At 56.6% G+C, this 19,771-nt stretch carries 18 protein-coding genes; 4 read left to right on the forward strand and 14 right to left on the reverse strand.

The window, feature by feature from the left end; translation table 11 throughout:
• The first annotated feature begins 20 nt into the window (after positions 1 to 20).
• Positions 21 to 1,037, forward strand: a complete 1,017-nt coding sequence (locus ACEN2J_RS09685; RefSeq protein WP_442105364.1) for a ribose-phosphate pyrophosphokinase — start codon at positions 21 to 23, stop codon at positions 1,035 to 1,037.
• Between the two features lie 36 nt (positions 1,038 to 1,073).
• On the opposite strand, the gene ACEN2J_RS09690 is transcribed toward ACEN2J_RS09685, so the two are convergent.
• From ACEN2J_RS09690 to ACEN2J_RS09720, 7 genes are all read right to left on the reverse strand, one after another.
• Positions 1,074 to 1,424: an H-type lectin domain-containing protein gene (locus tag ACEN2J_RS09690; protein ID WP_442105366.1), complete on the reverse strand. Its 351-nt coding sequence runs from the start codon at positions 1,422 to 1,424 to the stop codon at positions 1,074 to 1,076.
• Positions 1,425 to 1,614: 190 nt separating this feature from the next.
• A complete protein-coding gene (locus tag ACEN2J_RS09695; RefSeq protein ID WP_442105367.1) occupies positions 1,615 to 2,013 on the reverse strand; it encodes a F0F1 ATP synthase subunit epsilon in 399 nt (132 codons plus the stop codon).
• Between the two features lie 9 nt (positions 2,014 to 2,022).
• Complete coding sequence (gene atpD / locus ACEN2J_RS09700; protein WP_442105368.1) at positions 2,023 to 3,456, reverse strand: F0F1 ATP synthase subunit beta; 1,434 nt, start codon at positions 3,454 to 3,456, stop codon at positions 2,023 to 2,025.
• A 21-nt stretch (positions 3,457 to 3,477) separates the two neighbouring features.
• Positions 3,478 to 4,353 carry a F0F1 ATP synthase subunit gamma gene (locus ACEN2J_RS09705; protein WP_442105370.1) on the reverse strand — a complete coding sequence of 292 codons (876 nt, stop codon included), beginning with the start codon at positions 4,351 to 4,353 and terminating at the stop codon, positions 3,478 to 3,480.
• Between the two features lie 12 nt (positions 4,354 to 4,365).
• A complete protein-coding gene (atpA, locus tag ACEN2J_RS09710) occupies positions 4,366 to 5,904 on the reverse strand; it encodes a F0F1 ATP synthase subunit alpha (RefSeq protein ID WP_442105371.1) in 1,539 nt (512 codons plus the stop codon).
• On the reverse strand, positions 5,905 to 6,465 hold the full coding sequence (locus ACEN2J_RS09715; protein WP_442105373.1) for a F0F1 ATP synthase subunit delta: 561 nt from the start codon (positions 6,463 to 6,465) through the stop codon (positions 5,905 to 5,907).
• Between the two features lie 527 nt (positions 6,466 to 6,992).
• The gene (locus tag ACEN2J_RS09720; protein ID WP_442105375.1) at positions 6,993 to 7,814 is read right to left on the reverse strand and encodes a methyltransferase domain-containing protein; all 822 of its coding nucleotides are present in this window, start codon (positions 7,812 to 7,814) and stop codon (positions 6,993 to 6,995) included.
• Positions 7,815 to 7,876: 62 nt separating this feature from the next.
• Between ACEN2J_RS09720 and gloB the strand changes: the two genes are divergently transcribed.
• Together gloB and clpA are read left to right on the forward strand one after the other, a co-directional pair.
• On the forward strand, positions 7,877 to 8,650 hold the full coding sequence (gloB, locus tag ACEN2J_RS09725) for a hydroxyacylglutathione hydrolase (protein ID WP_442105376.1): 774 nt from the start codon (positions 7,877 to 7,879) through the stop codon (positions 8,648 to 8,650).
• Positions 8,651 to 8,818: 168 nt separating this feature from the next.
• Positions 8,819 to 11,137, forward strand: a complete 2,319-nt coding sequence (gene clpA, locus ACEN2J_RS09730; protein ID WP_442105378.1) for an ATP-dependent Clp protease ATP-binding subunit ClpA — start codon at positions 8,819 to 8,821, stop codon at positions 11,135 to 11,137.
• A 154-nt stretch (positions 11,138 to 11,291) separates the two neighbouring features.
• On the opposite strand, the gene ACEN2J_RS09735 is transcribed toward clpA, so the two are convergent.
• The 3 genes from ACEN2J_RS09735 to ACEN2J_RS09745 all read right to left on the reverse strand — a co-directional run bounded on the left by ACEN2J_RS09735 (position 11,292) and on the right by ACEN2J_RS09745 (position 15,127).
• Positions 11,292 to 13,301, reverse strand: a complete 2,010-nt coding sequence (locus ACEN2J_RS09735; RefSeq protein ID WP_442105379.1) for a peptidoglycan -binding protein — start codon at positions 13,299 to 13,301, stop codon at positions 11,292 to 11,294.
• A gap of 3 nt (positions 13,302 to 13,304) precedes the next feature.
• The gene (locus tag ACEN2J_RS09740; protein WP_442105381.1) at positions 13,305 to 14,513 is read right to left on the reverse strand and encodes a biopolymer transporter ExbB; all 1,209 of its coding nucleotides are present in this window, start codon (positions 14,511 to 14,513) and stop codon (positions 13,305 to 13,307) included.
• 68 nt (positions 14,514 to 14,581) lie between these two features.
• On the reverse strand, positions 14,582 to 15,127 hold the full coding sequence (locus tag ACEN2J_RS09745; protein WP_442105383.1) for a gamma-glutamylcyclotransferase: 546 nt from the start codon (positions 15,125 to 15,127) through the stop codon (positions 14,582 to 14,584).
• A 65-nt stretch (positions 15,128 to 15,192) separates the two neighbouring features.
• Between ACEN2J_RS09745 and ACEN2J_RS09750 the strand changes: the two genes are divergently transcribed.
• Positions 15,193 to 16,170, forward strand: a complete 978-nt coding sequence (locus ACEN2J_RS09750) for a DUF2125 domain-containing protein (protein ID WP_442105384.1) — start codon at positions 15,193 to 15,195, stop codon at positions 16,168 to 16,170.
• Positions 16,171 to 16,173: 3 nt separating this feature from the next.
• Here ACEN2J_RS09750 and ACEN2J_RS09755 read toward each other — a convergent pair whose 3' ends face one another.
• The 4 genes from ACEN2J_RS09755 to rpsD form a co-directional block, all read right to left on the reverse strand.
• Positions 16,174 to 16,965, reverse strand: coding sequence for an extensin-like domain-containing protein (locus tag ACEN2J_RS09755; RefSeq protein ID WP_442105386.1), 792 nt, complete (start codon positions 16,963 to 16,965; stop codon positions 16,174 to 16,176).
• A complete protein-coding gene (locus tag ACEN2J_RS09760) occupies positions 16,962 to 17,912 on the reverse strand; it encodes a prephenate/arogenate dehydrogenase family protein (RefSeq protein WP_442105388.1) in 951 nt (316 codons plus the stop codon). The genes ACEN2J_RS09755 and ACEN2J_RS09760 overlap by 4 nt, the downstream gene beginning before the upstream one ends.
• Positions 17,912 to 18,997, reverse strand: coding sequence for a histidinol-phosphate transaminase (hisC, locus tag ACEN2J_RS09765; protein WP_442105390.1), 1,086 nt, complete (start codon positions 18,995 to 18,997; stop codon positions 17,912 to 17,914). Before hisC ends, ACEN2J_RS09760 begins: the two co-directional genes overlap by 1 nt.
• Before the next feature lie 136 nt (positions 18,998 to 19,133).
• On the reverse strand, positions 19,134 to 19,754 hold the full coding sequence (gene rpsD / locus ACEN2J_RS09770; RefSeq protein ID WP_442105392.1) for a 30S ribosomal protein S4: 621 nt from the start codon (positions 19,752 to 19,754) through the stop codon (positions 19,134 to 19,136).
• Positions 19,755 to 19,771: the final 17 nt, after the last annotated feature.

Raw genomic sequence — 19,771 nt, forward strand, 5'->3', positions numbered from 1 at the left:
ACTGCTCAAAGGACAAACCCATGGCTAACAGCAATGAACCAAAGTTGATTTCAGGCAATGCCAACATGCCCTTGGCAACGGCGATCGCCCGCCGCATGTCACTGCACCGCGGGATGAGCGTGGGATTGGTCGACGCGCGGGTTGAACGGTTCAACGATGGCGAGATTTTTGTCGAGGTGTTTGAGAACGTACGCGGCGAGGATATGTTTATCATCCAGCCCACCTCAAACCCAGCCAACGACAACCTGATGGAACTGCTGATTATGACCGATGCGCTGCGCCGGTCGTCGGCGTCACGCATCACGGCCGTTATCCCCTATTTCGGCTATGCCCGCCAAGATCGCCGCACCAAGGCCCGCACACCGATTTCCGCCAAACTGGTCGCGAATATGATGGTCGAGGCAGGTATTGAACGCATTTTGACGCTAGATCTTCACGCTGCCCAGATCCAAGGCTTTTTCGATATTCCGGTGGATAACCTCTACGCCTCACCCATCTTTGCCCTTGATATCATGGCGCAATTCAAAGGCTCGATGTCGGATATGATGGTAGTGTCGCCGGATGTTGGCGGCGTGGCGCGTGCGCGCGAGCTGGCCAAACGCATCGGCGCGCCACTGTCGATCGTTGACAAACGCCGCGAAAAGGCCGGTGAGATCGCTGAAATGACCGTGATCGGCGATGTGTCGGGCAAGAAATGCATTATCGTCGATGACATGTGCGATACCGCAGGTACGCTTTGCAAAGCTGCCGAAGTGTTGCTTGAAAACGGTGCGTCCGAGGTTCACGCCTACATCACCCATGGCGTCATGTCCGGCCCTGCGGTCGATCGCGTGACCCATTCCGTGATGAAATCGCTTGTTATCACCGATTCCATTGCGCCCTCGGAGGCCGTTAAGAACTGCCCCAACATCCGCATCCTGCCGACTGCACCGATGTTTGCCCAAGCCATTTTGAACATCTGGAACGGTACATCTGTGTCATCGCTGTTTGAAACGGAAACACTTAGCCCGATTTATGAAGGCATGTACCGCGCCTAACCCATTACGGGGGGGGTACTCCTCCCCCGTTCTGCCTTAGTACAGCTCCCAATCGTCTTCGTCTTTTACACTACCAATCGCAGTCCAATCCGCGCGGATGCGTGCCACGCGCGTATCACCCCACGTGCGAAACACCAGATAAAACCCCTCGACAGTCACCTCATCGCTTGAAATATCCGCGCGCATATTGGTTTTTTGGTCCATATCCCACATCGAGATTGATACCGTCACCACCGGCACGGCCGCAAATACCTCAGGAAATTTCACGAATTTCCGGCTTTCGCGCGGGCCATTGCCCGTCCACATCACGCCGCCATCGGCAAAATCCGAAAACAGGGTCCGAGACCCTTGTTGGATGCCGATCGTATGGGCCGAGAATCGTTTCATTTCAAATCGTCCTATTGCCGCCCACATGTCCAAAATCGAAAATATGCGCGGCCCAAGTTTAAAGCTGGTAAATTACTAGCTTAAATAGGTTAGCCAACAATGAATACAAAACTTTGAAAGCGAGAAACCCAGTTTTTATGTGAAAAGGCCCCGAACACTGCCGGGGCCTTTTCAGAACTATATAACGGGCTTAGTGCGCTTCGTGGTTCCGCAAAACCATCATATCCTGCACCAGCTTTTCCGCTGCATCCTTGTCTTCGGGCAGTGCCATACTGGCCAGCTCACGCGCTTGTTCAATCATCCCGTCCAGCACGGTGCCAGATAGATCATCAACAGCAACAGCCTGCTCGGCCAGTACTGAAACACCCGATGCCGTGATTTCAGCGAAACCGCCGGTCACAGCAAAGGCCAGTGTTTTATCGGCACCAACTGCCTTTAGAATGCCGGGGCGAAGTGTGGTGATGGTGGGGGCATGCCCCTCCATCGCCGTCAGATCACCGTCAGCGCCAGGAATTTGGACCTCGACCGCCTGAAACGAGGCAAGCCGTTTTTCCGGTGATACCAGGTCGAATTGCAAAGTCGCGGCCATGTCGCCCCCTTATGCCGCTGCGGCAGCAAGGCGCTGCGCTTTGGCGATCACATCATCAATGTCACCAACCATATAGAAGGCGGCTTCTGGCAGGTGGTCATATTCACCAGCAACCACAGCTTTGAACGAAGCGATGGTTTTTTCCAAAGGCACCTGAACGCCGTCGGAACCGGTAAAGACCTTTGCCACGTCGAAAGGCTGGCTCAGGAAACGCTCAATCTTACGCGCGCGGGCAACGGCCACTTTGTCGTCTTCCGACAATTCGTCCATACCCAAAATCGCGATGATATCCTGCAACGATTTATAGCGCTGCAAGGTTTGCTGAACGGATGTCGCCACGCCGTAATGCTCTTCGCCAATGATCAGCGGGTCGAGCAGACGCGAGGTCGAACCCAGTGGGTCCACAGCCGGATAAATCCCTTTTTCCGAGATAGAGCGGTCCAGAACGGTCGTCGCGTCCAAGTGGGCGAACGATGTTGCTGGCGCAGGGTCGGTAAGGTCATCCGCAGGTACATACACGGCCTGAACCGAAGTGATCGAACCGTTTTTGGTCGATGTAATACGTTCCTGCATGGCGCCCATGTCGGTTGCCAGTGTTGGCTGATAGCCCACCGCCGAAGGAATACGACCCAGCAAAGCCGAAACTTCCGAACCCGCTTGAGTAAAGCGGAAGATGTTGTCCACAAAGAACAAAACGTCCGAACCGGTATCATCACGGAACTGCTCAGCCAAGGTCAGACCCGACAAAGCAACCCGCATACGCGCACCCGGAGGCTCGTTCATCTGGCCGTACACCAGTGCGATTTTCGACTTTTCCAAATCATCGGGGACGATAACGCCGGATTCGATCATTTCGTGATAAAGGTCGTTGCCTTCGCGCGTACGCTCACCCACGCCAGCAAATACGGACACGCCCGAGTGTACTTTGGCGATGTTGTTGATCAATTCCATGATCAAAACTGTTTTGCCAACGCCCGCGCCGCCGAACAGACCAATTTTGCCGCCCTTGGTGTAAGGCGCCAAAAGGTCGATAACCTTGATGCCGGTCACCAGAATTTCGGTCGCAGTCGACTGATCGGCAAAGCTTGGCGCCTGACCGTGGATCGAGCGGCGCTCTTTCGAGTTGACCGGGCCTTTTTCGTCAACCGGATCGCCGGTCACGTTCATGATGCGGCCCAAGGTGGCCGAACCAACTGGAACCGAAATCGGCAAGCCTGTGTCGGATACAGCTTCGCCACGAACCAAACCCTCGGTCGCGTCCATAGCGATTGCACGAACAGTGCTTTCGCCAAGGTGCTGCGCCACTTCGAGGATCAGTTTCTTGCCGTTGTTTGTTGTTTCAAGTGCGTTCAGGATGGCCGGAAGGTCACCCTCAAACTGCACGTCCACGACAGCGCCGATTACCTGCGTAATCTTACCGGCTGCTTTTGGTGCTTTCGCCATGTCAATACTCCGTTAAGCGGGTCAGAGCGCCTCAGCGCCCGAGATGATTTCAATAAGCTCTTTGGTGATCGCAGCCTGACGCGAGCGGTTGTAGATCGTCGTGTATTTGTCGATCATATCGCCAGCGTTGCGGGTTGCGTTGTCCATCGCACTCATCCGGGCACCCTGTTCCGAGGCCCCGTTTTCAAGCAAAGCGGTAAAGACTTGCGTCGCTACACCGCGCGGCAGCAGGTCGGCAAGAATGCCTTCCTCTGACGGCTCGTAATCGTACAAAGCAACTGCATCGCCTGCATCCACCGCGTCAAATTTCGCGGGAATAACCTGCTGTGCAGTTGGGACTTGGCTGATAACCGATTGGAAACGGTTGAAGAACAGCGTTGCGACGTCAAACTCACCCGCTTCAAAGCGCGCAAGAATTTCGCGTGAAATCGCCTGCGCTTGGGTATAGCCCACCCGCTTCACTTCTGACAGGTCAACATGACCAATCATCAATGATGCGAAATCGCGCTTCAATTGTTCCCGACCCTTTTTGCCAACAGTCAAAATCTTGACCGTCTTGCCTTTTGCCAGCAGCTCATTTGCCTTCAACCGCGCCATCCGCACGATAGAAGAGTTGAAACCGCCGCAAAGGCCGCGCTCAGCCGTCATCACCACCAGCAGATGCACCTTATCCTCGCCGGTCCCGGCAAGAAGCCGGGGCGCCGAGGGAGACGTGCCAACCGAGGCAGAAAGCCCCGCCATGACTGCATTCATCCGCTCGGCATAGGGCCGACCAGCTTCTGCAGCTTCCTGCGCGCGGCGAAGCTTCGCCGCGGCAACCATCTGCATGGCTTTCGTGATCTTACGAGTATTTTTGATACTCGTGATCTTATTTTTTAAGTCCTTTAGGCTCGGCATCTACCTACCCCTTTAGGCGAAATCTTTTGCGTATGCATTCAATGCGGCTTTGATCTTGTCCTCAAGCTCGCCCTTCACCTTACGGTCATTGTTGGTGATATCCGCCAACAGATCCGCATGTGTAGAACGCAGGTGCTTAAGCAAGCCAGCCTCATAGCGACCAACATCTTTTACCGCGATTTTATCAAGGTAGCCCTTGGTACCGGCAAAGATTACGCAGACAATTTCTGCGCCTGTCAGTGGCGAATACTGCGGCTGCTTCATCAATTCGGTCAAACGCGCACCACGGTTCAGCAACTGCTGGGTCGAGGCATCAAGGTCAGAACCAAACTGCGCAAAGGCCGCCATTTCGCGATACTGCGCCAATTCCAGTTTAACCGGACCAGCAACCGATTTCATCGCATCTGTCTGCGCCGCAGACCCAACACGCGAAACCGACAGACCGGTGTTCACGGCAGGGCGAATGCCCTGATAGAACAGTTCGGTTTCCAAGAAGATCTGACCATCGGTGATCGAAATCACGTTTGTCGGAATAAACGCCGAAACGTCGCCGCCTTGGGTTTCAATGATCGGCAGAGCCGTCAACGAGCCCGAACCATGTTCAGCGTTCAGTTTCGACGACCGCTCCAACAGGCGCGAGTGAAGATAGAAAACGTCGCCAGGATAGGCTTCGCGGCCTGGTGGACGGCGCAACAGCAGCGACATCTGACGGTAAGACACAGCCTGCTTGGACAAATCATCATAGATGATCAGCGCGTGGCGGCCATTGTCACGGAAGTGTTCAGCAATCGAAGTCGCGGCATAAGGTGCCAAGAACTGCATCGGTGCTGGATCAGAAGCGGTTGCAGCCACAACAATCGTGTAGGCAATCGCGCCGGTTTCTTCCAGTTTCTTTACCAACTGCGCAACGGTCGAACGCTTTTGGCCGATAGCTACGTAAACGCAGTATAGCTTTTTGCTTTCGTCATCGCCAGCAGCTTTGTTGTAAGAGGCTTGGTTCAGAATGGTATCCAGCGCGATGGCTGTTTTACCTGTCTGACGGTCGCCAATGATCAATTCGCGCTGACCACGGCCAACGGGGATCATCGCGTCAACCGATTTCAGGCCGGTTGCCATTGGCTCATGCACCGATTGGCGCGGAATGATGCCGGGGGCTTTTACGTCTGCAATCGCGCGCTTTGTCGTCCCGATTGGGCCTTTGCCGTCGATTGGGTTACCCAAACCGTCAACAACGCGGCCAAGCAGTTCGTCACCGACTGGAACGTCCACGATCGACTTGGTGCGTTTAACAACGTCACCTTCTTTAATGGCGCGGTCATCGCCGAAAATAACGATACCAACGTTATCAACTTCGAGGTTGAGGGCCATACCGCGGATACCACCGGGGAATTCGACCATCTCACCGGCCTGAACCTTGTCCAGACCATGAACACGGGCAATACCATCGCCTACGCTCAATACGCGGCCAACTTCGGCCACTTCGGCATCTTTGCCAAAGTTTTTGATCTGGTCCTTCAGGATCGCAGAAATTTCAGCTGCTTGGATACCCATTTATCCGACCTCTTTCATTGCATTCTGGAGAGCCGCGAGCTTTGCCTTAACCGACGTATCGATCATGGTAGAACCCAGCTTTACGATCAGACCACCGATGAGGGATTCATCGACAGCGGTTTTTAGTTTCACATCCTTACCGACACTGGCTTTCAGTGTTTCGGCAAGGCTTTTTGCCTGCGCAGCGCTCAGCTTAACGGCAGAAGTTACCTCAGCGGTCACCTCGCCTTTTTCTTCGCTGATCTTATCTTGCACAATCTTGGTCAGGTGCGGCAGCACAAACAGACGGCGTTTTGACGCCATCAATGCCAATGTGTTGGCGCTCAGGGGGGAAAGCCCCATTTTCACGGCAATTGATGCAATCGCTTGTGCCTGATCTGCGCGGGTATAAACCGGCGAAGAAATCAGTGCATTCAGGTCGGCAGAGCTTTTCAAGGCCGCATCAAGGGCGTCAATGTCACCCTCCAGCGTCTTAAGGTCTTTGCTTTCCTTAGCCAGCTCAAACAGAGCAGTGGCGTAGCGTGCAGCAATGCCGGAGGAGATCGAAGCTGATTCTGACACGTCATCCCTTCCGAAATTAGGCCCCCGCTTTGCGTCACACAAAACAAGGGCATCCTATGGCGCATACACATGCATGCGTCTGAATTTTGAAGGTGTGTACCAGAGGCGGATTTGTGCCGCAACCATGAAGAAAAGGTAAAATGCTCGTGATCGACGTTAACATGTCGCAGTACGACACAGATTTTCATTTTTTTGGCGGTTCAACCCGCAGCTTGCCCCCTTATCGCGGCAACAGTCGGGATTCCCACCGACTTTAACGACACAGTCAAGGCCACCTCCCGGCAAATTCTATGGGATTTTGAACGGATAGGGTGATTCTGAAGAGTATGATCGTGCTGCCCCAGCCGTTTCGATAAACGGCTGCCCCATAGATTAGGACCAGATCGGGCAATCTGTGCTTATGGCCGCCGCGCGTTTTAGCGAATCTCGCCTGCTTGCGGGAACCTAAACGGGCGACGCCCGCCTAAATACCGCCGACATGTTGCAATTACCGCGATGTGCGCTCAACGGCTCAAACCGCAACACATTCATGCTTTTGTTTTTCTGGATTGAATGAGGCTGGCAACTCCGTCCCGCAGCAGAGGATCGTTTCCCCGCAACGCAGGCTCGGGCGCGCCTTGGCCCATGCCTTCCAATACCCGCAAGGGGCGGCGCACCACGGCACCCAAGCCGCCCTGCACCGGCGCGCGATGCTGTTTTGACACTTCAACCATCAACACACCGCCGGCCAACAAAGCCGAAAACCGCCGGCCGTTGCGTTCAAAGAAGTCAGATGTCCGCAACCAAAACGGATGCCCTGACGGCGGCCCGTAAAGCGCCGAGCTGCTGCGCTCAACCGTGAAATCATACCGCTTTAGCTGCGCCTCGAGCTGGCTCATGGAATAAGGGCGGCCAAAGCCGAATGGCGTGCCATCACGCCGCGCCCATAGCCCAGACCGTGACGGCACAATAAACAACGCCCGACCACCGGGGCCTAGCACCCGTGCCGCCTCTTCAAGCACAAATGACGGTTGCTCGGATGTCTCTAATCCGTGCATCAGAATCAATCGGTCCACAATTCCAGTCGCCAGTGGCCATGCGGTTTCCTCACACAGCACCGCCACATTCGCCATGCCCGCAGGCCAAGGCATTACCCCTTGCGGCGCGGGCATCAACGCCACCACCCGCCGCGCGTCTGTCAAATAAGGCCGCATCAACGGCGCGGCAAAGCCAAACCCCGCCATGGTTTGCCCCGCCACACTGGCAGTCGGCCACATCCGCACCACCGTATCGCGGATCGCGCGCTGCGCCACACGGCCCAATTTGGTCCGGTAATAGAAATTACGAAGATCAAGCACATCAAGATGCATTGCAGCCAAGGCCTTTTTCGGGCGAAGTTACCCCAACATTACCCAAAGTGAGGCAAAAGACCATGGCGATTGAAATTCTGACCATCCCCTGCCTAAGCGATAACTACGCCTACCTTATCCACAACTCCGAGACCGGCGATACCGCCCTGGTCGACGTTCCCGAGGCAGCGCCTATCCTTTCCGCCTTAAACGCCCGCAACTGGCAGCTTACCGATGTATTGTTAACACATCATCACTGGGATCATATTGATGGCCTGCCCGGCCTCTTGGCAGGCCTGCCCCAAACGCCCAAAATCTGGGGGGCCGCCGCTGATGCCCACCGCCTGCCGCCCTTGGATCGCGCCCTTACAGATGGCGAAACCGTCATCATCTGCGGCGAGCCGGTCCAGATTTTCGACCTGTCAGGCCATACGCTTGGGCATATCGCCTTTTACTTTCCCACCACTCAGGCGCTGTTTTCCGGCGACAGTGTAATGGTCATGGGCTGCGGCCGCTTGTTTGAAGGCACGCCTGCGCAAATGTGGGCCAGCCTGCAAAAACTGACCGCCCTGCCCGATGCAACCCGCCTGTTTTCGGGCCATGAATACACCGTCAGCAACATTCGTTTCGCATTGGCTCTTGAACCCGCCAACTCCGAGCTTATCTTACTGGAAGATCGCATGAACACTCTGCGTGCCAAAAATACGCCGACGATCCCCACAACACTGGCACAAGAACGTACATTCAATCCGTTCCTCCGCGCCCCAAACCCCGACATGAAGGCAGCGCTTGGCATGACCGGCGCCCCAGATGTTGATATCTTTACCGAAATCCGCGCCCGCAAGGACAAATTCTGACCATTCCCTCCAACGATTCATCACTTTTTTCCACCTTTGCGACAGAAAGCTTAAATAATCGGAAAAAAGACTTGAAGCCGCCGAAATAAAACCGATCCTTAATAGTATGAGGCCATGGTCATTGGGTAATCGCCCAAACGGCCAGCAGAACACGAGGAGCACTATACCGTGCCATCATTTTCCACGACGCTTGAACAGGCAATCCATGGCGCTTTGGCACTGGCCAACGCGCGCCGCCACGAACTTGCCACGCTGGAACATTTGCTTCTGGCATTGATTGATGAACCCGAGGCCTCGCGCGTCATGAAGGCGTGCTCGGTTGATCTTGACGAATTGCGCAAAACCTTGGTTACTTTTATCGACGATGACCTGTCCACCTTGGTCACCGATGTTGATGGGTCCGAGGCTGTGCCGACGGCCGCTTTCCAGCGCGTCATTCAGCGCGCTGCGATTCATGTCCAATCCTCGGGCCGTAATGAGGTGACTGGTGCCAACGTCTTGGTCGCCATTTTTGCCGAGCGCGAATCAAACGCCGCCTATTTCTTGCAAGAGCAAGACATGACCCGCTATGACGCGGTCAATTACATCGCCCACGGCGTCGCCAAAGACCCCGAATTTGGCGAGCAGCGGCCTATCACCGGCGCAGAAGAGCACATGGAAACCCCTAAGGGGGAAGCGGGAGACGCAAAAGAATCGGCGCTGTCAAAATACTGCGTCGACCTGAACGTCAAAGCCATCAAAGGTGATGTTGACCCACTGATCGGGCGCGAATCTGAGGTTGAGCGCTGCATTCAGGTGCTCTGCCGCCGCCGCAAAAACAACCCGCTTTTGGTCGGCGATCCCGGGGTTGGCAAAACCGCCATCGCCGAAGGCCTCGCATGGAAGATCGTACGCGGCGAAACGCCTGAAATCTTGGCCAAGGCCACGATCTACAGCCTTGATATGGGCGCGTTGTTGGCAGGCACCCGCTACCGCGGCGATTTTGAGGAACGTCTGAAAGCCGTTATCAAAGAAACCGAAGAGCATCCCGATGCGATCCTGTTCATCGACGAAATCCACACGATCATCGGTGCAGGGGCCACGTCGGGCGGCGCTATGGATGCCTCAAACTTGCTAAAACCAGCGCTTCAGGGCGGCAAGTTGCGCACCATGGGCTCGACCACTTACAAAGAATTCCGTCAACATTTCGAAAAAGACCGCGCCCTCTCGCGTCGTTTCCAGAAAATCGACGTGAATGAGCCGTCCGTTCCAGACGCGATCAAAATCCTTATGGGGCTAAAGCCCCATTTTGAGGAACACCATGATCTGCGCTACACCGCCGATGCGATCAAATCCGCCGTCGAACTGGCTGCACGCTATATCAACGACCGCAAGCTGCCGGATTCTGCGATCGACGTGATTGATGAGGCAGGTGCCGCACAGCATCTCGTTACCGAATCCAAGCGCCGCAAAACCATCGGCACCAAGGAAATCGAAGCTGTGGTCGCCAAGATCGCCCGCATCCCGCCGAAGAACGTCACCAAAGACGATGCCGAGGTCCTGCGCGATTTGGAAAAATCGCTCAAACGCGTGGTGTTTGGTCAGGACAAAGCAATCGAGGCCCTCGCCTCGGCCATCAAGCTCGCCCGCGCAGGCCTGCGCGAGCCCGAAAAACCCATCGGCAACTACCTGTTCGCAGGCCCAACCGGGGTTGGCAAAACCGAGGTCGCGAAACAACTCGCCAACACTTTGGGGTTGGAACTGCTGCGGTTTGACATGTCCGAATACATGGAGAAACACGCCGTGTCTCGCTTGATCGGCGCGCCTCCGGGCTATGTCGGCTTTGACCAAGGCGGTATGCTGACGGATGGCGTCGACCAGCACCCGCATTGCGTTCTGCTGCTTGATGAAATGGAAAAGGCGCATCCGGATGTCTATAACATCCTGCTGCAAGTCATGGATCACGGCAAACTGACCGACCATAACGGCCGGACAGTCGATTTCCGCAATGTTATCCTCATCATGACGTCAAACGCCGGCGCGCAAGAAATGTCCAAATCAGCGATTGGCTTTGGACGTGATCGGCGGACGGGCGAAGATACTGCCGCGATTGAACGGACCTTTACTCCCGAATTCCGCAACCGCCTTGACGCGGTGGTAAGCTTTGCCCCCTTGGGTCGCGAAGTCATCCGCCAAGTGGTTGAAAAATTCGTCCTCCAACTCGAAGCCCAACTCTTGGACCGCAACGTTCATATTGAGATGACCGAAGAGGCCGCGAATTGGCTCGGCGAAAAGGGCTATGATGATAAAATGGGCGCGCGCCCACTTGGGCGCGTGATTCAGGAACACATCAAAAAACCGCTGGCCGAGGAATTGCTGTTTGGCAAGTTGATGAAGGGCGGCGTGGTCAAGGTCGGCCTCAAAGACGGCTTACTCGACCTTAGCTATGAAGAACCGAGCAAGCCGCGCATAACAGGCAAAAAAACCCCGCTCCTCACCGCCGAGTAACGGGCTGACATGATAAGCCTTGCTTTTAGGCCTCCGCACACGCGGGGGTCTTTTCTTTATCCTGTCATCCGCACGGCTATGATGAGTAAAAAGACATTAAAAACGGCGTCATAATTCGCGCCGCCCGCCTTGCCATTGCAGGCACCAACCCCATTCAGCGTTCTGTAAGCTTCAGCTCAATGCGCCGGTTTTGGGCGCGCGCAGCCTCTGAGTCGCCGACCGCCACCGGCTGCCATTCGCCAAACCCAGTCGCCGCCATCCGATTCGGGGGGAAACCCAGATCATTTTGCATGAATCGCACCACCGACAGGGCGCGGGCCTGGCTTAATTCCCAGTTATCCGCAAAGGCCCCTGTCCCTGACAGAGGAACGTCATCGGTATGGCCATCCACGCGGATGATCCAATCAATCCCGTCTGGAATTTGCCCTGAAACCTCGCGCAGCGTCTCGACCACGCCGGCAATCTGGCGCCGGCCCTCGGGGGCCAAAGTGGCCGAGCCGGGCTGAAACAACACTTCGCTCGAAAACACAAACCGGTCGCCGACAATCCGAACGCCTTCGCGGCCGGCCAGAACGCTGCGCAACTGGCCAAAGAACTCGGACCGGAAAGTTTCTAACTTCTTCGTCTCAGCCAACAAGCGTTTGCGCTCGGCCTCTTCCAGTTCGGCCCGCCTTTTTTGCTCGGCTGCGACCTGCGCAAGGGCGGTGTTCAGTTGCGTTCCCAAAGTATCAAGCCGCACATCTGCCGCCTGATCTTTGGCCGCCGAAGCATCCAGCAAACCCTGCAAATCGCCAAGCTGGCCACGCAACGCCGCGATCTGCTCATTCAACAGCGCCACCCTGCGGGCATTATCTTCCGACTTCGTTTCTGCATCGGCAAGGGCGGCGCGGGCCGTTGCCAGCAGCGCATCTTTACCGGTCAAATCCGCTCCAGACTGGTTGGCTGCCGTCTGCGCCGCCGCCAGCAAGGTAAGCGTTTCTTCGGCCCGTTTTCGCTGGTCTTCCAAGGCCAAAGTCATCGCGGTCAACTCGGTTTGCGAGGCGGCGAGTTTGGCCCGCAAGGCCTCCGCCGCCGCGAGATCGACCAGCCGCGCTTCTTCTTCTGCCGTCAGCTTGGTCTCGACGCCCTCCAGCCGTGCCCGCAAAGCCTCGGCTGCGGCGCGTTCTGCCAGTAGGGCTGCTTGCTCTTGGGTCAATGAGGCCTCGGTGCCCTTCAACTGGTTTCGCAACGCCTCGGCGGCAGCAAGTTCGGCCAAACGGTTTTTCTCGGCCTCGGACAGGCTGGCCTCTAGCGTGGCCATCCGGTCTTTTAGGCCCTGCGCGTCTTGGCTTGCGGCTTGCGCCAGTACCAGATCTTTTTGCAACCGCGCCACTTCGGCCGCCAGTGCCTCGGCCTTGGCGTCGGTTTTGATCTGCGCATCGGTTGCAGCCCCCAGACGCGCCGCAAGGGCTGCCAATTCCGCACCGCGGTTTTCAACTTTCCCTTCAGCCTCGGTCAGGCGCACCAGCGTATCCGCAAGGCTTGCTTGCCCGTCTGCCAGCTTGGTTTTCAAATCGGCAACAAGCGCATCCAAGGCCTCGCGCCGTGCTGCGGCCAAACGGGCCGTCTCGGCTTGGGCATCAATCTCGTCTCGGGCACGGGCCAGTGCCAGATTTAACGCCTCTTGTTCGGAAATCATCCGCGTTTGCGCGGCTTCAAGATCGGCGACATTGGCGGTCAAGGTTTCGGCTTGGCCCCGTGCCGCGTCGCGTTCGGCAAGCAGGCTGGCCACCTGCTGCTCAAAGCTGCTGATGCGTGCGGTTGCGGTATGCAACTCGGCCTGCCGCGCGATAAGCTGGCTGGACAGCGAGGCCGCAAGTGCTGCTTGTGTTGCCCCCTCGGCCTGTGCTGCGGTTAGGCTTTTGCCCAACTGCCCCACCTCAGCCGCCAGATTATCGGCACGGTTTCGTTCCAACCCCAAAGCATCTGCAAGCCCTGCGACTTGGGCGGTTAGACTGTCCAGCTCATGGTCTTGGGTATCAATGGTTTCACGCAGCACCGATTGCACGATCATAAAGATCGACAACACAAACATCAGCACCAGTAAAAGCGCCGTCATCGCATCGACAAACCCCGGCCAGATCGAGCCGTTCATCTTTTGCCCGTTACGACGGCTGAGCGCCATAGCCTAGCCCCGCCCTACAGCGCTGCGCGACAATTGACGGATCGCATTCGTCAAGCCGGCAATATCAGATCGCAGATCAGCCACGCTTTCTTGGCGGCCAGCCGAAATCTCTTCCAAAATGCGCAACAATTGCACGTCAATTGAGCGCAGACGCATCCGGTTCTCGGCCTCGGGGCTTTCCTCATTCAGGTTCGCCAGCACTTGCGCATAGCTATTTTGGCTATCGGCAATGCGGGTCAAAACCTCGATCTGCGCTATGGCAATTTGGGCAAGCTGGTCTTGGGCTTGGCTACCGGCTTGCACTTGGGCCGACAAATCCTTGACCGCCTCGGTCAAGCTGCCCAACCGCTCATCAGCCTCATTCCGCGACACATCGGCCTGCACAAACAGATTTTGCAGAACCTCCAACTGACGGGCGACTTGGTCCATAACCCCGCCAAGCCCCGACATATCATCGCCATCGCCGCTACCGTCGCCAGCGGAAAAGCCTAGGCGGGTGATCGACGACAGCCATTCTTCCAGCTCGCGGTAAAAGCGGTTCTGGCCGTGGCTGGCGAACAATTCCAACATCCCCACAACCAGCGATCCCGCCAGCCCCAAAAGCGAGGAGGAAAACGCCGTGCCCATACCGCCCAGCTGCACCTCTAGCCCGCCCATCAGCTTGCCAAACACCTCCATCCCCGTTTCGCCCGGTTGTGGTGCAAGGTTGCGGATGGTCTGCACAATAGCAGGAACAGTGGTGGCAAGGCCGTAAAACGTACCCAAAAGCCCAAGGAATATCAATAGGTTGACAAGGTATCGCGTGATATCGCGGGCCTCATCAATCCGCGTGGCAACACTGTCTTGGATAGACCGCGATGACGAGGCCGAGATTTGCATCCGCGCGCCACGGCTGCGCAACAGCGCCGCCAGCGGAGCCAACAAGCGCGGGGCGCTGACCTGCTCGGCATCGGGGGTTGGCTGCACAAAACCAAGGATCCACCGTACAGATTGCATCAGCTGCAACACCTGCCAAAAGCAGGCCAGCACGCCAAACACAAAAACCATCACGATAAAGCCGTTCAGCCAGACGTTGGCCAAAAAGACACTAGAAAGAAGCCCCCAAGCCACAAAGGCCCCAATGGCCACAAGGACGACCACGGCCAGCATCAAGATGATCTGGCGGATCGGTTGGGTAAATGACAATTCTGCCTCGGCTGTGGTCTTGTCCATGCGGCGCGCTCGACCCTTTTTGGTATAAGTTGATTTAACTTAGGCGTGTTATGGCGTGCTGCCAACCATCATTTCACAGCAGTTTCGCGCAAAGCCGTCACGCGAGCACAAAGCCATTCCAGATCGGTGTCGCCAATGCCCAACTGCGCCAAATGGGCAGAGGTGTTGAACAGATATTCACAATTGCGCCCGCGCCCGCCAACGGCTTGGGCGATGATCTGCGCCTGCTCCTCTAACGGCAGGGTGCAGTATTGGTCATGCGAAGGGTCGATCACATAGCACAGCGCGGTGACTTCGCTGCCATCGTCCAACTGCAACGGCAGCCAATCCTCTAAATAGGCCGCAGAAACCAACTCGCGTTCGCGCAGTGCGGCCAAGGTCGCCTCCTCGGCGCCGTCTTGCACGCGAAACGCCACGCCGGCACATTTGGCCGCCGCCGCGCGATCCAACGCAAGCACAAGGCCAGGGTCGATTTCGGTGCCACGATGATGGATAGACCGCATACAAAAACTACGGTGCCAGCCGTTCAGCATGGCAACACGCTGTTCGGCCACGGCAAATCCGGGGTTCCAAACCAATGATCCGTAACCGAAAACCCAAAGTGGCTTTTGCATCTACTGGCCCTCCGCTCTTTGGCCTTGTAGACAGCATCTGCGGCAAAATGAAAAGAGGGCACAGGATGCGCTGGTTGACGAGCTTGGTGATAGTATTAGGCTGCCTTTGGGGCGGCTATTGGTTTGTCGGCGAACGCGGGTTTGAAGCCGCCGCGCGCGGTTGGTTTACTGGGCTTGAGGCAAACGGCAAGGTCGCAACCTTTAGCAAACTAGAGGTTCATGGTTTTCCCAACCGCTTTGATCTGACGGTGAAAGACCCACATTTCGCCGACCCAGCACGTACGATCGACTGGACAGCACCGTTTTTTCAAATTCTTAGCCTGAGCTATAAACCGTGGCATGTGATCGCCGCCTTTCCGAATGAACAGCGTTTGACCCTGCCATATGATGCCATGACCATCCGGTCGGAGAAGATGCAAGCAAGCGTGGTGGTCAAGCCGCAGCCCGCGCTGCCCTTGGATAGGATGACCCTGATTGGCGCGGCGGTTTCCGCCGTTGGCGATAGGGGCTGGGTGGTCAGTGCCGATGCCCTGCAATTTGCCACGCGCTTGGATGAAAGCCGCGCGGATTGGCATGAGATTGGCTTGAATGTTACCAACCTTACCCCCGATGCAGGCTTAACGGTGCTGTTCAACGGGGTTTTACCGGCGCAGATAGGGCTGATCCGCGCTGATGCGCATGTGGGCTTTACCGTACCGATTGACAGGCAAGTGCTGACCACACAGCCGCAGATTGCGCGGCTTGACCTTGATAATCTGCGCATTGAATGGGGCACATTGCAGGTTACGGCCAAGGGCAGCGTGATTGCCGATGCCGATGGCTTTGCCCAAGGCGATGCCGTTCTGCGGTTGGAAAACTGGCGTGTGGCATTGGATGTGGCACAAAGCACAGGCATTCTGTCGGCCAAGGACCGCCAGCTTTGGGAACAGGCGGCACAGTTTTTGGCCAGAAATTCCGACAGTTTAGAGCTGCCCTTGAAATTCAAAAGCGGCCGCAGTTTTGTGGGGCCGTTTTCTGTCGGGCCTGCCCCTCGGTTGCGTTAGGGTTTATTTGCAGTAAGGCCCGCCGCGATACTTTGCGGTATCAAGGTGCAAATGGTTCTCATGATAACCATCCGAGCCAGGGCCCAACGTGGTGCCAAAAATCCCGCAAGCGCCTTTATGGGCGCTGCGGATCGCTTTGCCACGGTTTGATTTATAATCGTTCAACACCGTGACCTCGGTGCCATTCTCCAGCTTAAACCCTGCGATATCAATGGCTTTTCCGCGGCCATGTTCGCTGACTTTGGCGCCTTTGACGTTGTTTCGGCCGCGGCACGCGTAATGCGCGGCCACGTCCAAGCCGACCACTTTTGTCTTGCCAAAAGCAGGCTTTAGCTTGGTTGTCACCCACTTACGCAGAGCGCGAGCCGTCTCGCAATCAAGCGTTGCTGGCATCGAAAGCTTGACGCCGTCAACAGCTGTCACACGCACGGGCGCATCAATGCCACAACCGTTTTGGGGGCTTTTGATCGCCGTAATCATAGTGCCCTCAATCGCGCTATCTTTGCAAACGCCCCCGGCGGCGTATGTTTTCGGTTTTTGGACGGCTCGTTCCTGCCCGCCAAACAGCTTGCCGATAACACCTTGTGGCGGGGCGCTGACCTTTTCGACAAAGCCTTTTGGCCGCGGTTGCGGGCGGATGGAGCGCGGCAAAATCAGATTTTCGTTAGACGACACCTGAACGGCTACGGGTTGCGATTGCGGCGGGCGCGGCTGTGGGCGAACCGAACCAATGTCGGCCAGTGCAGGAAGGCCAAATGTACAGGTCAGGCAAACGGCAAACGCAAGCCGTTTCATGCGTTGGCTTCGGGTTCGGATTTAGCCTGCGCTGGCTGGCCGCCACGGCCAAAATCGGGGGCGTCTGTATCTTGGCCCGCTTGGATAATGCTGCGGCGAATGGCGCGGGTGCGGGTGAAATACGCATGCAAATGCGCACCGTCGCCTTTGCGAATAGCGCGCTGCAAGGCGAACAATTCCTCGGTAAACCGACCAAGGATTTCCAGCGTGGCGTCTTTGTTTGTCAAAAACACATCGCGCCACATGGTCGGGTCGCTGGCGGCAATACGGGTAAAATCGCGAAAGCCAGCAGCCGAATATTTGATCACTTCGCTATCGGTCACGCGGCGCAAATCATCGGCCACGCCGACCATCGTATAGGCGATAAGGTGGGGCGTGTGGCTGGTAACGGCCAACACCAAATCATGGTGCGGTGCGTCCATTTCTTCAACATTGGCGCCCATCCCTTCGCAAAGATTGCGCAGGTGGGTCACGGCATCAGGGTCACTGCCTTCGGGCGGGGTCAGCAGCCACCAGCGATTTTCAAACAGCGTGGCAAAGCCAGATCGCGGGCCGGAATGTTCGGTCCCTGCCAGCGGATGGCCGGGAATAAAATGCACCCCTTGCGGGATATGCGGGGCGACGGCATCGATCACCGCTTGTTTGACCGAGCCTACATCGGTGACAGTTGCGCCAGCTTTCAGATGCGGCGCAATCTCAATGGCAATGCTGCCCATCGCACCAATCGGCACGGCCAAAACCACAAGATCGGCACCATCAACCGCCTGTGCGGCCGTGTCAAAAACCGCATCGCAAAAGCCAAGCTCCATCGCGGCATCGCGTGTGCCGGCCGATTTTGCATGGCCGACAATCGTGCCCGCAAGCCCGCGTTGCCGCATCGCATGCGCCATGGATGACGCGATCAGCCCCAAGCCGATCAGCGCTACTTTTTCATAGATCACAGCCATTAACGTTTGCCTTTGAACTGCGCCACAGCATGCGCCACACGGCGACACGCGCTTTCATCGCCAACGGTAATGCGCAGGCAATGCGGCAGCTTATACCCCGCCACGCGGCGCACAATCAGCCCTTGGTCACACAAAAACGCATCGCAAGCCTCGGCCTCGGCGGCATCAGCGAAACGGGCAAGCACGAAATTGGCCAGCGACGTGTCGGACGGCACCCCAACCTCGGCAAGCGCTTCGGCAAGCCAAACCCGCATCCGCGCATTATCGGCACGGCAACGGTTAATATAGTCTTGGTCACGCATAGCGGCCTCGGCGGCCTCAAGCTGGGTGTTTGACAGGTTGAAAGGCCCGCGAATACGGTTCAGCACGTCAATAATCGCCTTGGGGCCATAACCCCAGCCGATGCGCAAACCGCCCAAGCCGTAGATTTTCGAAAAGGTCCGCGTCATCACCACATTGTCGCGCTGCTCAATCAGCGACAGCCCGCCGTCATAGCCATCAACATATTCGGCATAGGCCCCGTCTAGCACCAAGATCGCTTGGGGTGGCAAGCCTTCGGCAAGTTGCGCCACCTCGGCAGCCGAAATCATCGTGCCGGTGGGGTTGTTGGGGTTAGCGATAAACACCAGTTTCGTGCGCTCATTACAGGCAGCCAGCAGCGCGCCGACATCAGTTGTACGCTCACGCTCGGGCACCTCAACAGGGGTGGCACCTGCCGCCATCGCCGAAATGCGGTACATGAGGAAACCGTGCTCGGTGAACAAAACCTCATCACCGGGGCCTGCATAGGCCTGGCACAGAAAGTGGATAATCTCATCACTGCCGACGCCGCAAATGACGCGGTCGGCATCCAGATGCTGCACGTCGGCAATCGCCTCGCGTAGGGCGGCGTGATCGGTGTTGGGGTAGCGGTGCAACGCATGAACCGAACGACCAAACGCCTCTTTGGCCTTATCCGACGGGCCAAACGGGTTTTCGTTTGAGGACAGTTTGATGGTGTTGGTTTTGCCAGCAACAGTGGCTGCACCGCCTACGTACAAGGCGATGTCCATAATGCCTGGCTGTGGCCGAATGTCAGACGTCATAATAGCGCTCCCCCGAGATGCAGCGTCTTGTTAACGGCTTCGCGCGGCCCTGACCAGAGGCTGTAAACGCAAAACGCCGCCCAAATTGGGCGGCGTTTCATTTGGCCCACAGTTGCAGGCCCTATTTCTACCAAGATTAGTTCTTGGCGTAATATTCGACCACAAGGTTTGGTTCCATAACAACAGGATATGGCACGTCGCCCAAAGTTGGGGTGCGCACAAATGTTGCGGTCATTTTCGAGTGATCAACTTCGATATAGTCAGGCACGTCACGTTCAGCCAAAACAACAGCTTCCAGAACGATCGCCAATTGCTTGGAACGGTCACGCACTGCAATCACGTCGCCTTCTTTAACGCGGTAAGACGCGATATTCACGCGCTGACCGTTTACGGTGACGTGGCCGTGGTTCACGAACTGACGTGCAGCAAACACTGTTGGCACGAATTTCGCACGGTAAACAACAGCATCCAAACGACGCTCCAGCAGACCTACCAGCATTTCGCCAGTGTCGCCTTTTACACGTTCCGCTTCGGTATAGATCTTGCGGAATTGCTTTTCGGTCAGGTCGCCGTAGTAACCCTTCAATTTCTGCTTTGCGCGCAACTGTGTACCGAAATCGGACAGTTTGTTCTTACGGCGCTGACCGTGCTGGCCCGGGCCGTATTCACGCTTGTTCACTGGCGACTTTGGACGGCCCCAGATGTTTTCGCCCATACGGCGGTCAATTTTGTACTTGGCAGAGGTGCGTTTTGTCATCTCTGATCTCCTTCGGT

Origin of the sequence: Pseudorhodobacter sp. W20_MBD10_FR17 (genome assembly GCF_052119765.1) — a bacterium.
Classification (GTDB): Bacteria; Pseudomonadota; Alphaproteobacteria; order Rhodobacterales; family Rhodobacteraceae; genus Pseudorhodobacter.